Origin of the sequence: Levilactobacillus tangyuanensis (assembly GCF_003946545.1) — a bacterium.
Lineage (GTDB): Bacteria > Bacillota > Bacilli > Lactobacillales > Lactobacillaceae > Levilactobacillus > Levilactobacillus tangyuanensis.
Genome location: NZ_RHOA01000004.1, coordinates 91,747 through 103,871, shown reverse-complemented (window position 1 = coordinate 103,871; position 12,125 = coordinate 91,747). Strand labels below are relative to the sequence as shown.

Here is a 12,125-nt window from a genome sequence, read left to right as displayed (position 1 = left end):
CACATAATCGCTATTAGACCATAAAAAATGCCTGCAGATCAATCGATCCGCAGACATTTACAATGAATTTCCTTCGTTAATTAAAGCCGATCGTTCAATTCTTTCCCTAACTTTTCAAAACCAGGCTTGCCAAGAAGTGCAAACATGTTGGTCTTGTAAGCTTCAACCCCCGGTTGGTTGAATGGGTTAATCCCATTCAAATAACCAGAAATTGCAACGGCCACTTCGAAGAAGTAGATCAGATAACCCAGTGTGTAAGGCGTTTGGTCAGGAATATGAACCCCCATGTTAGGAACGCCACCATCAGTATGCGCTAAGACAACCCCTTCGTAGGCCTTGCGGTTAACGAAGCTCATTGGCTTGCCTTCCAAATACTTCAGGCCATCGAGGTCATCGGCGGCACTTGGGACGTTCACGTCATTTTGTGGCTTATCAACGGTAATTACCGTTTCCATCAGGTTCCGCCGACCCTCTTGGATGTATTGACCCAATGAGTGCAAGTCGGTACTGAAGTTAGCGGATGATGGATAAATGCCCTTTTGGTCTTTCCCTTCGGATTCACCCATTAATTGCTTCCACCACTCTGCGAAGTATTGCAGACGTGGTTCGTAATTTTCCAGCAATTCAGTCGTGTAACCCTTCCGGTACAGGATATTCCGCAGTGCAGCGTATTGGTAAGCCGCATTCTTGGTGAGGTCAGGATCCGTGTAGTCGTCTTGGGCTGCAGCGGCACCGGCCATCAATTCGTCGATGTCGGCCCCTGAAGCGGCGATTGGTAATAATCCAACGGCAGTCAGGACGGAGTATCGGCCACCAACGCCATCAGGGATGACAAACGTCTCGTATCCAGCAGCATCCGCTTCGGTCTTCAAGGCCCCACGTTGCTTATCGGTCGTGGCGTAAATCCGTGACTTCGCGCCGTCTTCACCGTACTTCTTAACTAACATTTCCTTAAAGATCCGAAAGGCAATGGAAGGTTCCGTCGTGGTCCCAGACTTCGAAATCACGTTAACGGAAAAATCACGGTCGCCAATCAAATTGATTAGGTCGTGGACATAATCTGGACTGATCGAGTTCCCAGCAAAGATCACTTGAGGACCCTGACGCTTCTCAGCCGGCAAGTAGTTAAAGAACGTGTCGTGCAAGAAGTCAACAGCCATCTTGGCACCTAGGTAAGAACCCCCAATACCAATGACAACAAGGACTTCGGAGTCGGAACGAATCTTCTTGGCCGCGGTTTTAATCCGAGCGAATTCAGACTTGTCGTAATCCTTAGGTAAGTTTAACCAGTCACGGAAGTCACTACCCGCACCAGTTCCCTGACGTAATTCGGTGTCTGCAGCGGTAACGAGCGCCTGCATTTCTCCCAATTCATTGTCATGGATAAAGGGTGTCAGCTTGGAACGATCAAAGGCGATATGTGCCATATTAGATAACCTCACTTTTATTGTTATAGACAAGAACATTATAACGCAATCCCCAAGAATGTAAATGGTATAGTCCAAAGCAACCAATAAAAAAACCAGTCACCATCAGCGACTGGTCTCAATATACTTATTTTTTCATAATGCCGAGCGTGACCCCACCGGCCACAACCAGCAGTGAGCCAATCGTGATGTAAACCATCTCACGCTTGGTTTTCTTCTCGCCTAATAACCAGATGCTGCCGAAGGTGGAGATCACGATTCCACATTGTGCCAACGAGTAACTGATGGCCAACCCAACCTTAGGAATCGACATGAACATGAAGAAGTTCCCCACGCCCCAAACGATCCCGGTCAGGATATTCTTGGCCGTTGCCTTGTGCATAACTTGTTGCCGTGAAAACAGGACAAAGATAATGGCCCCAAGAATCATCCCCAAGGATTGTGGGAAAATGATCCGCGTTGCCTTCAAGCCAGACCACTCAACAATCACGGTGTAAAGAATGTAGCCAATCGTCGAAATGGCCAACGCCATGGAGCCCTTACCGGCCTCCATCGGTTGACTACTGCCAGCGACAGCGTTCTTATCACGCAGAGACGTCATTGCGGCCCCAACGATCAGAACGATCACGGCGATCGTCCCCAGGGTAATCATCTTAGTGGTCGTCCATTCATGGAATAATAGGACACCGGCGAGCGCCGTCCCAACCAATTGAAGCCCCGTAGAGATGGGGACCGTTCGGGAAATACCAATAAATTTCATCGATTGAAATTGCTCAAATTGCCCCACGGACCAGCAAAGTCCGGAAGCGATCCCAACCACCATCGCCATAACGGAAAGGTTTGGTTGGTAATAGAATAGGGAAAAGGTCCCAAAGAGAACTGCCCCGGCAGTCATCCCCAGCGTCTGCTGGTACGATGTGCCACCCAAGCGGCCACTGATTAATCCGATACTTCCCCAACAGATTGTGGGGATTAAAGCTAGAAGAATGTCCATTGTTGTAAGCCTCAATTCTCATTTCAATTATGCGGTAAACCACTGAAAGCGGTTTTAATTGTAATAGTAAGTTTAAAGTTTTCTATTCCAAAAGTAAACCGGTTCGCATTAAAAAAAGAGTCGATCGGTAAGTGGTCTATCCTTACCGTCGACTCTTCAAATTGTGTTTTCACAATCTTTTCATTAATTAATCGTTAACTCTAATCCCTTTAAGGCTTCCCCGTGACGATCGGCGGAATTACTGTGGAAATCGGCCGGTGCCAGGAACTCATTGGAAATACTTACAGAACCGGTATAATTTTCTAACACATCCCCCACCGTCTGCCGCAAACGCTTCATCGAATACGTTGGCGTCGTCGTGGTTAAAATAATTTGAGAACCACTGTGGGTAACCGCTAAAGCCTGACGCAATAATTCTGGCAGGTCTTGTTCCAGGGTGAAGGAATGCTTCTTCCCGCGAATAAAGGCTGGTGGATTAATCGAGACGATATCGAAGGATAACTCATGCTTGCTGGCATAGTCCAAGTAGTTGGAGACATCCATCGTCCGCATTTCAACGGCAGCCTGATCCAAGTTGTTAGCGGCCAATTGCGTTTGAATCGTCGTCGTTGCTCGATTGGTTGGGTCGACGGTCACGGCCTCAACCGCATCGCCGGCCATGGCAGCCGTCACCAAACCGGTTTCAGCACTGTACAAGTTTAAAAGGTGCTTTTGCTCACTATTGGCCTTAACCCAGGCCCGAATATCACGGAACTCTAAGGCTAATTGTGAACGGCCAACCGTCAAGTCGATGGGATAGCTGACACCATCTTCCATGACTTCTGTTTGCATATCTGGGAGCTTACCATTCACGATCGTCAGGTTATCATGGCCTGGTGTCGTAGCTAACATGACGGCATCCTTACCCACGACCCGTTGAAAGCCAGCGTAAATTAATTTTGATTGACGGTTCAGGGCCGTGTTCTGCCAACGGAAAATGTATAACCCGTTGTAAACATCTACAGCTAGGCCACCGAGATTGTCGCCGGCACCATTGAATAACCGGTAGGCTGCTTCGTCCTTGAAGGCAGAGCGCCGAGCAACGGCGGCTCTAAATTTGCTGGCAAAGAAGCGCTCATCAATTGCTTCATTTTCCTTAAGGCTCAGGACATACCCAACGCCCCGATGTTGCTTGGCAAAGTATGCCGTGGCCACAAAGTGACCGTGATTTTCTAATTGCACCCAGGCACCATTATCAAAATCATTGCGGTCTTCTAAATCTGTTATTGATACGATTGGGTACCCATCCTCAAACTTCCGGACGGACTTCCCTGTAATTTGTACTCGTTTCACAAGTTTCCTCCTTAATGACTATCTGCTATTGTAGCATGAAACCCACACTAACACAGCCATTGACTAATCTGTCGGTGTCTCTTTAACTCGTTCTGAATTGGTTTGATGTTGATCGGGGAAGATGACGGTAAAGGTGGTCCCCACACCGGCCTTACTGGTGACGCTAATCTTACCATGATGCAACTGGACCAGCTGATGCACGATCGATAGGCCTAACCCGGATTCACCATACTTGGTATTCTTCCGCGAAGGATCGGCCTTATAGTACCGTTCCCAAATGTTTGCCAGTTGGTGTTCGGTCATACCCATCCCGGTATCGGCCACCTTAACGATGGTTTCTTCATAGCCGCGTTGCGCCGACAGGGTTACTTGACCGTTATCGGTAAATTGAATGGCATTTTGCGTAATGTTAAACATGATCTGTACGAAGCGGTCATAGTCGGCAAAGACTGGGACCTCCTTCGCCGCTTCCAGATTCAGGCTGTCACCCTTGTCGTCGGCCTTTTGCTTCAATTGCTCAACGATATTGTGCAAGGCATCCACCGCATTAAATTCATGAAGATTCAACGCGATTTGATTGGAGCGAATCTTTTCGTAGTCTAAATTTTCATTGACTAGCCGAATCAACCGGCTCGTCTCGCTACGCATTAATTCGATACTCTCTTCCTTACTCTCCTCCGGAATGGCATCGTACGCCATCCCCTCCAAGAGACCGTTAATCGTGGTTAGTGGCGTCCGCATCTCATGAGATGCGTTGGCCATGAATTCTCGTCGACGTTCTTCTTGACGTTGAATCTCGTCTTGCGACGCCTTCAATGAATGGGTCATCCCATTAAAATCATTGATCAAGTCATCAATTTCATCCCGATTACGACTGGCCATCTGCACATCATAATTCCCTTTGGCAACCTGGTTGGTCGCCGTTCGCAGGCGATTAATTCGCGACGTGTAGTAGCGAGCCAAGATGTAACTGGCAACAATCGCGACGATACAGGATAACAGTAAGGCCCGAATCAAGTTCCGGTTAATCTGGTTCACACTGGTATTGATGTCAGAGACGAACGCGCCCATGACAACGACCGCCACTAGTTTGTGGTTATAGAAATACGGTTTCATCACTTCCGTCATTGCTGGGCTAACGCGGCCATTCTTATTGCGAACCTGACGGTCAACCACCTTGTGGATAATCTGATTGTTTTTCAGTTTTTTCCAATCAGCCGGTTTGATCGATTGTTGATAAACGTTGGCTGGAAAAACAATCTGATTCGTTGCGCTATAGATCGTGGTGCTCACCGCCTGGTTTTGCAACAGCTGCTCACTGTTAGCTAGCGCCGTGGTGTCAAAATTAACGGTCTTAGGATCCTGAGAACTAATCCGTAACGACTGCTCAATCAGACTGTTCGAATATTTTTCTAGAGAATTCCAGGTGTTGCTATACACCATTCGCCGGGTCATCTGCGAATATGAAACCCCCATGAGCACGAGAATAATCATAATTGCCGCGAAAAATCCGAGCATCTGTTGATACATTAACTTCATTGTTGATCGGCTCCACTGTCATCAAATTTATAACCCACACCCCAAACCGTTTGAATAATCTGAGGACCAACCTTTTCAATCTTTTGCCGTAGCTTTTTAATATGGGCATCCACGGTCCGTTCATCACCATAGTACTCATAGTCCCAAACCAACTGAAGCAACTGTTCCCTTGAGAAGACCTGACGGGGCTTCTGTGCTAAGGTCTTCAACAAATCGAATTCCTTGGGCGTCAAATCCTGAATCTGGCGACCATTCAGGTAAGCCTCCCGCGTCTTGGTGTTGAGCTTGAAGTTGTCAGTAATCACGTCGAAGGCCTCTGTGTCATCGGCTGGAACATCCGCAGCTGGCCGGGCAGTCGCGCCCAGTCCTGCTCGCCGATGTAGCGCCTTAATCCGGGCAATCAGGGTAATTGGACTGAAGGGCTTGGTCACGTAGTCATCCGCCCCCATCTCGAGTCCCAGAACCTGGTCACTCTCCGAGTCCCGCGCTGTCAGCATGATAATCGGCACCGTTGGCGAAATCTTGCGAATCTCAGCGCTGACCTGCATGCCGTCCATTTCAGGCAGGTTCAAGTCCAACGTAACCATGTCCCATTCATTTGGCGTCGCCGAAAACATGGTCATGGCTTCCTTGCCATCGTAGGCAAAATGGGCATCCCATTGTTCTTTTTTAAAAAACATCGACATCATTTGAGAAACAGAATGATTATCTTCGATCATTAATAATTTCATTGCGACCTCCAGAGAAAATTACTGTCCTTCTACGGAGCCAGTAAAAAGTTAGGGTTTATATGGCGTTAAGCCTACCAATTTCATTGGAAGGGGCCATGATGGAACCATGATCTTTCTGTAACTTTTTGTCGGTTCACCATTAATCAATAAATATTTGGCACCTACATGTTTTATTATACTATATCGTTAAGGAACTTCGGGGTTTTATTGCCCTTTATTGAGCGCCTAGTTTTGCAAGCCCAGCAAGTTGTGATAAACTGTATCAGTATCGTCATGGGGCCGTTCTGGATTCGACTGGTATAGGTTGAAGCTTGACTGCGCGTCGTAGCGGCATCTACGTTAAAAGGTCCAGTTTATTATAACTGCAAAAAATAATAACAATTCTTACGCTTTAGCTGCTTAATAGGCGCTTAACGTAGATCCTCCTAGGCTTGCCCGCGGTCTAGATCTGGGTCCTAAATTTAACGGGCTTACGCTAACGGCTCCCACCTGAAGTACGTTAGAAGAGATGAATCAGGTTAGCTGAGTATGTGGGCCCTGACAGGCGGCAAGTTATTCAGTGAAACTATAAGTAGTCTGCCTATGCGTGTAGACGTTAAGTTGGCAATATGCTAGGACGCGGGTTCGATCCCCGCCGGCTCCATAAATGCCAGTATGACCAAACCTATGACGAGAAAAACCACATTCGATTGAATGTGGTTTTTTTGTGGCCATTTTTAGGCGTTTGGTTCCGCACAAATCGTCAGTCAACATGCCTAACTCCCCGTTTAACGAGCACGTGAAGCAGCTCACCTCCTCGCCTGTGGCTTAATAGGAGCCAGAAATCCGGCAGCAGGCCCAGGAGGTGAAGATGATGAAGGACACTAATCAGGACTGGCAGCACGTGCAACAAACGGTGGTCGCCAATCTTAATCTGGCAAACCGTCATTTATGGGAAAATGCCGGTATTTATTTATCGCTCTTCCTCGTTGAAGACTTGGCAGCCTGGTTTGGCCACTCACAAGTCTTACGGGCAGATGCCCTCAATAATCTATCCGGCATCTTTTCTACCAGTCTCCTCATGACCGGCCTGTACATTGCCGGTAAAACTCGCGACAACGATCTGTGGGGCGCCCCGATTGCTGCCGTCGACCGTCCACACGTTGGGCCAAGAACGCAGCAATCTCGTTTTCGTTTTGAAACAATCTATACCCTGCTGGCCGGGATCATGATGGTCTTCATTGCCGCGGATATTTTATTCGAGACCGGTCACCATTTAATCTGGCCATCCCACGAACATTTACAACCATTGTTATCGGGTGCCGCAGCGGCAGCTTCGGGCCTATTGCTCACCTTACTCTGGTGGTCCAATCGCCGGTGGGCCCATCAGCTAAAAAATACTGCGTTGGCAGCCGCGGCCAAGGATACCTTCACCGACGTTCTAACCAGTCTCGTCACCCTGTTCACCATCGTGGGGGTTGGCTGGTTCCACATCAATTGGATCGATGGCGCCGCCAGCTTTGCCCTGGGTTTATATATCTTGTTTGTGGGCATTCAAATTTTCCGGCAGTGCGCACTGAAACTGGTCGACTACTTCGACCCACGGTTGGAGGCCGCCTATCAACAGGCCGTTGCCGACTTGCCGGCCGTTCAACGCGTCCTGTTCATTAAGGCTTACTACGACGGCAACTTGATTATGGTCAGTGTGACAATTGCCGTTAATCCCAACATGACGGCAGCCACCATCTATCAACTCACCCAGACCATTAATCAGCTCCTTCATACCCGATACGGCGTCACCGAAACCGCTTTGATGGTCATGCCGGCCGATCGTGCCTTCGTGAAAAAAGGTTCCGCCGATCAGCCAACTTGACGAAAACGCAGCCTGGCGACTTAAATGGCCAAAAAGGTGGCCACGCTGAGCAATCCAATGCCCATCAGCCAACCCCAAATTGCCCACCGCGGTTGTGCCTGCCAGCTACGGTAACGAATGGCAACGATTAATTGGGCCATCCCCGTCACGACTAAGCAAGCAATTCCGGCGTAATAGAATATATCATCCATGTGACTGATCGCTCCCTTACCTTTAGTTCCCTTAGTATACCGGATTTACCCGGCGAGTGAGCCTTAATAGTTAAGCAAAAAAACAGGAGCTCCTAGGTTATATGCCGAGAAGTTCCTGCTTTGTCATCTCAATTAGTTAGCTAACTGGTTAATTCGCTGCCGTTGTTCGCCCGATCCACTCCAGAAAACAAGCTTAGCCACGCCCACAACTTTTTTGGCACTGACATAGCCCCAATCACGACTGTCTTCGGCGTGGGTGGTTGCCCGGTCATCACTCAAGACAAAGTATTTCCCCTTGGGGACAACCGTGCTCGACGTGCCATTTTGCTGGCCCAAGCTCTTAAGGGTCCAGTTTCCGGTTTGCTCGCGCTGACTAGCACTCAGAAATGACTGGTCAAGCTTCTTGCCGTTCACATAGATCTGACCATTCCGGCTGACGATGCGATCGCCCGGCATCCCGATGACCCGTTTGACAAATGTACTATGAACCTTAGACCCCGGAACTTCGCTCTGGGCATCAAAGGCAATCACGCTCAACCGTTTAACCTTGGCCATCCGCCAAACGACCAGGGTATCCTTGCTCTTGAGGTTAGGGGCCATTCCCGTTCCGCGAAACGACTCAACTTGTAACACATACGTAAATATGAGAAATACCATTAGGAAAGCGAACACAACCGCACCGCCCCATCGCCACAGATAGCTAAACACTTTCATATCAACATTCCTCCTTGATTATCACTTATTTAATAAAAGTGTATCACAATTCGAAATCCCCGTTAACCATTATATGTTTAAATGTTAAGTAACCGATAAGGATTAGTATTGAATCGTTTCATCGGATTATATACAAGCTCGATGGTCGCGGGACCACGGCATCCTTCATTGCCCACAGCCTCCCCCCAATGACCTGACTGCCGCAACAAAAAAGAGCCGTGACTTAGTCACGACTCCCGCGATGGATCAGCGATTTACTTGTTGTCAGTTGCCCCAAAGTTTTGTAATAGACGGGCCGTATAGAACACATCCTGAGCGTAATCAGCAATCCGAACGCTCTCGTTAGGCGCATGGGCGCCCGAACCTGACCAGTTGGCCCCAAAGGCCACGATCGGTGCGTGAAGAGCCTCGTCGAATGGCGCCTGAGGACCGGTACCTGGCGTGTTCGGCACCAATTTAACCTGGTCACCATAGACCTCATGAGCCGTCGCCACCGTTGCCTGAACAAAGGGATCGGTCAGGTCAGATCTAAACGGATTTTCACCTAGTAAATAATTCACATGAACATCATCAAACCCATTTCGATCCAACTGCGCTTGAATAAGGTGGGCCAATCTCTCCGGCCGCTGATCTGGTACCAAGCGACAGTCAAGCTTGGCCTTGGCAAACTTCGGTAGGACGGTCTTAACCCCATCCCCCTCATACCCACTCGTTAGGCCATTGATCGTCATGGTCGTGGCATTGGTGAGGGCCGTCTTGGGATCATCGGTGACTAATGGCCCCGTAATCCCAAAGTTAGCTCTGGTCTTGGCCTCGTTAAAGTTGAGATCGGCAATTGCCGATCTCTCGGGGGCGGTCAGCTCCCGAATGTCATCGTAGAAGCCATCGACCAGGATTTGATTGTCGGGTCCCCGTAACGAGGCCAACGCCCGTGTCAACCGCCAAGCCGCGTTGTCGGCGTAAGCAGCGAACGAGGAGTGTAGGTCGACGGCCGCCGTTTGAACGGTCAGTTCAAAACTCATGATGCCTTTGACCCCACAGGTGATATTAAAGTTTTCATCGGCATCCTTGCCACCCGTTTCCCAAACCACAACATTGGCCGCGAGATCAGCCGCATGTTTTTGAGTCATTTGGGGAATATGGACACTCCCAATCTCTTCCTCACCCTCAAGAACGAACTTGAGATTGCAAGGGAGGCCGCCGGCGTTCTGTAAGGCTTTGACCGCCGACAATCGCGCCATGAGTTCCCCTTTGTCATCGGAAACACCACGGGCCACGTACTTTCCGTCAACCTCAGTTAATTTAAAGGGTTCGGTATGCCATTCTTCCAGTGGTTCTGGCGGCTGAACATCGTAATGGTTATAGAAGAGTAGGGTCTTATTAGCATTACCGGTTGCTCCTGCCGGTAGTGTTGCAAAAATGAAGGGGTTACTGCCGGGAATATCTCGCCAGACCTGAACTTTGGCCCCAAGTTCTTCAAAAGACTGTTGCACAAACGCGACGGTTTCTGGAATCCCCTTTTTCTGGGCCGAAACCGTTTCGATGCTTAAGTACTTGCCCAATCGCTGTCGGTCAGCGACCAAGGCCTCTTCTACGGCGTTTTGTAATTGATCGATTTCGCTTGCTGACATTCAACCACGCTCCCTTTTAAATTAAAAATCGTTCTGGCAAGCCATCAGAACGAGTTAACTCTCTGATGTCTTTATGGTCAGGTAAAATTTGAGTTACTTATGAGATTAAACTTTGATTAGAAAAATGTCAAATTTCTCATAAATCATTTTATGGTGGTCTTAGGCGCAACAATCCCTGCCGAACTAGCAACGACCCAATCGGCCTTGACTAACTTTTTAAAATCACGACTATTCCCGGTCACAATGACCCCAGAGAATGGCGCCGTTTCGAAGTTAGGATGCTTTTTGGCGTATTGCCACGCATACTTAAAGACGTCAAAGTTGTCGTAAACCAGGTGGTAGGGCTTGGCCGCCTCTAACGTCCCACGAAGACGGAAGTAATCGCCCTTGGTCAGTTTACCCTGGTCATTTGCGCTGAATCCCAGGTAATTATTATCCACGTAAGTGACATCGGTATCCCCTTTGGCCCCCAGCCAATACCAAGTCGCGTGAAGTTCCTTAGGCAGCTTCCCCTGGATCTCGTCATAGGTCATTGGCTGCTTAAAGGTCAGTGCCACCTCAGCGATAGCCCCCTTAGTCTTAGCCACCTCTTTAGCCTCATGAACCACCTTCATCGAGTGTTTTTGCATCTTTAGATTATAGAATGATGGAATTTTCTGTTGCGTGTCCTGGTCATAGGACGACGGCCCAAAATTTGCTGATGTTCGTGATATCAAGTCCGTTTGCCCAGAATTTAACAGCCAAGAATAATTGCTAGAACTGGTCGACCACGGAAAACGCTGTCCCTCAATTTCCTTATATCGGTGGCTGACCACCTTGCCGCCCATCAAATTAGTATCCGCCAAGCGCAGGTCATCATGCTGGATATTTGGCGACATGATCTCCCCAATCACGTACATATATCGCATCAATGAACTGGACTCCCGGCTGGCCTTGACCTGGGTCAGCTTATACGTAACCCCAGTCATTCCCAATACGATGCCCACGATCAGGACGATCGTTATTCCCCAACGCCGAATCTTAATCCCTTGAGCCAGTCGTTTGAACTCTTTTCCGTCATTCACACTCTTCACTCCTCATTAGTCGTTCTAACTTGCGATGAACCCGTCGTAACCGCATCTTCGTGGCCGACAGCTTCAATTGCAGCCGCTCAGCGGTCTGCTGGACGCTGAGTCCCTCGACGTACCGTAAGACCAACAACTGTCGCTCTGTTGCCTTCAGCCTCGCTAACCCACGGGTCAGGTTCTCATCAATACCGTCTAATCCAGGGTTTGCCTGAGTTGGCCGTAAATACAACCCCACTAGCCGCTGGTAGCGTTGTTGCCTGCGAAAAATATCGAGATACGTCGTCCAAGCAACACGAAACATATAAGGCCGCAATTGGTCGGCCGGTAAGATTAACTCCATTTCCAATAATTTGACAAAGACGTCTTGCGTCACATCCGCTGCAACCTCTGCATCGGCTCCCCGACTGATGAGATAATGGCGAACGGTGATAGCTAAGTCGGCCAGCTGTGATTCATATTGCTGTAAGCGCATCTGCTCCCCCTCCCACCTAGACAACGAACAACACCGAGAAAAGTCACACAATCGGTCACAAATATTTTGTCAGTCTACCTAAAGACAATGGTCTGGTGCAATCTAACTGCTCAAGGGCACCAAAAAAGCCGCCCCCTACTGGGAACGGCTACTTGGCTTCTATATTATTCTGCTG

At 48.8% G+C, this 12,125-nt stretch carries 11 protein-coding genes and 1 other RNA gene; 2 read left to right on the top strand and 10 right to left on the bottom strand.

Annotated elements, in window-relative coordinates; translation table 11 throughout:
* Positions 1-80: 80 nt before the first annotated feature.
* The 5 genes from EKM96_RS04975 to EKM96_RS04955 all read right to left on the bottom strand — a co-directional run bounded on the left by EKM96_RS04975 (position 81) and on the right by EKM96_RS04955 (position 6,023).
* On the bottom strand, positions 81-1,427 hold the full coding sequence (locus EKM96_RS04975) for a glucose-6-phosphate isomerase (RefSeq protein WP_125640625.1): 1,347 nt from the start codon (positions 1,425-1,427) through the stop codon (positions 81-83).
* A gap of 127 nt (positions 1,428-1,554) precedes the next feature.
* Positions 1,555-2,421, bottom strand: a complete 867-nt coding sequence (locus tag EKM96_RS04970) for a GRP family sugar transporter (protein WP_125640622.1) — start codon at positions 2,419-2,421, stop codon at positions 1,555-1,557.
* Positions 2,422-2,604: 183 nt separating this feature from the next.
* Positions 2,605-3,753: a class I SAM-dependent methyltransferase gene (locus tag EKM96_RS04965; protein ID WP_125640619.1), complete on the bottom strand. Its 1,149-nt coding sequence runs from the start codon at positions 3,751-3,753 to the stop codon at positions 2,605-2,607.
* Between the two features lie 63 nt (positions 3,754-3,816).
* The gene (locus tag EKM96_RS04960) at positions 3,817-5,292 is read right to left on the bottom strand and encodes a sensor histidine kinase (RefSeq protein ID WP_125640615.1); all 1,476 of its coding nucleotides are present in this window, start codon (positions 5,290-5,292) and stop codon (positions 3,817-3,819) included.
* Complete coding sequence (locus tag EKM96_RS04955) at positions 5,289-6,023, bottom strand: response regulator transcription factor (RefSeq protein ID WP_125640612.1); 735 nt, start codon at positions 6,021-6,023, stop codon at positions 5,289-5,291. The genes EKM96_RS04960 and EKM96_RS04955 overlap by 4 nt, the downstream gene beginning before the upstream one ends.
* Before the next feature lie 275 nt (positions 6,024-6,298).
* On the opposite strand from EKM96_RS04955, the gene ssrA reads away from it, so the two are divergent.
* Together ssrA and EKM96_RS04945 are read left to right on the top strand one after the other, a co-directional pair.
* Positions 6,299-6,669, top strand: a transfer-messenger RNA (tmRNA) gene (gene ssrA / locus EKM96_RS04950).
* A gap of 204 nt (positions 6,670-6,873) precedes the next feature.
* Complete coding sequence (locus EKM96_RS04945) at positions 6,874-7,875, top strand: cation diffusion facilitator family transporter (protein WP_125640609.1); 1,002 nt, start codon at positions 6,874-6,876, stop codon at positions 7,873-7,875.
* Positions 7,876-7,895: 20 nt separating this feature from the next.
* Here EKM96_RS04945 and EKM96_RS10555 read toward each other — a convergent pair whose 3' ends face one another.
* The 5 genes from EKM96_RS10555 to EKM96_RS04925 all read right to left on the bottom strand — a co-directional run bounded on the left by EKM96_RS10555 (position 7,896) and on the right by EKM96_RS04925 (position 11,950).
* Complete coding sequence (locus EKM96_RS10555) at positions 7,896-8,066, bottom strand: hypothetical protein (RefSeq protein WP_164510973.1); 171 nt, start codon at positions 8,064-8,066, stop codon at positions 7,896-7,898.
* Positions 8,067-8,198: 132 nt separating this feature from the next.
* Positions 8,199-8,780 (bottom strand): signal peptidase I, encoded by a 582-nt coding sequence (gene lepB, locus EKM96_RS04940; RefSeq protein ID WP_125640606.1) that lies wholly within the window; start codon positions 8,778-8,780, stop codon positions 8,199-8,201.
* 254 nt (positions 8,781-9,034) lie between these two features.
* Positions 9,035-10,411: a M20/M25/M40 family metallo-hydrolase gene (locus EKM96_RS04935; RefSeq protein WP_125640603.1), complete on the bottom strand. Its 1,377-nt coding sequence runs from the start codon at positions 10,409-10,411 to the stop codon at positions 9,035-9,037.
* A gap of 143 nt (positions 10,412-10,554) precedes the next feature.
* The gene (locus EKM96_RS04930) at positions 10,555-11,475 is read right to left on the bottom strand and encodes an anti sigma factor C-terminal domain-containing protein (RefSeq protein ID WP_125640600.1); all 921 of its coding nucleotides are present in this window, start codon (positions 11,473-11,475) and stop codon (positions 10,555-10,557) included.
* Positions 11,468-11,950 carry an RNA polymerase sigma factor gene (locus EKM96_RS04925; protein ID WP_125640597.1) on the bottom strand — a complete coding sequence of 161 codons (483 nt, stop codon included), beginning with the start codon at positions 11,948-11,950 and terminating at the stop codon, positions 11,468-11,470. Before EKM96_RS04925 ends, EKM96_RS04930 begins: the two co-directional genes overlap by 8 nt.
* Positions 11,951-12,125: the final 175 nt, after the last annotated feature.

Coding starts and splice junctions, on each gene's coding strand:
- EKM96_RS04975 (WP_125640625.1), bottom strand. CDS start 1,427: ATGGCACATATCGCCTTTGATCGTTCCAAGCTGACACCCTTTATCCAT.
- EKM96_RS04970 (WP_125640622.1), bottom strand. CDS start 2,421: ATGGACATTCTTCTAGCTTTAATCCCCACAATCTGTTGGGGAAGTATC.
- EKM96_RS04960 (WP_125640615.1), bottom strand. CDS start 5,292: ATGAAGTTAATGTATCAACAGATGCTCGGATTTTTCGCGGCAATTATG.
- EKM96_RS04955 (WP_125640612.1), bottom strand. CDS start 6,023: ATGAAATTATTAATGATCGAAGATAATCATTCTGTTTCTCAAATGATG.
- EKM96_RS04945 (WP_125640609.1), top strand. CDS start 6,874: ATGATGAAGGACACTAATCAGGACTGGCAGCACGTGCAACAAACGGTG.
- EKM96_RS10555 (WP_164510973.1), bottom strand. CDS start 8,066: ATGGATGATATATTCTATTACGCCGGAATTGCTTGCTTAGTCGTGACG.
- lepB (WP_125640606.1), bottom strand. CDS start 8,780: ATGAAAGTGTTTAGCTATCTGTGGCGATGGGGCGGTGCGGTTGTGTTC.
- EKM96_RS04935 (WP_125640603.1), bottom strand. CDS start 10,411: ATGTCAGCAAGCGAAATCGATCAATTACAAAACGCCGTAGAAGAGGCC.
- EKM96_RS04925 (WP_125640597.1), bottom strand. CDS start 11,950: ATGCGCTTACAGCAATATGAATCACAGCTGGCCGACTTAGCTATCACC.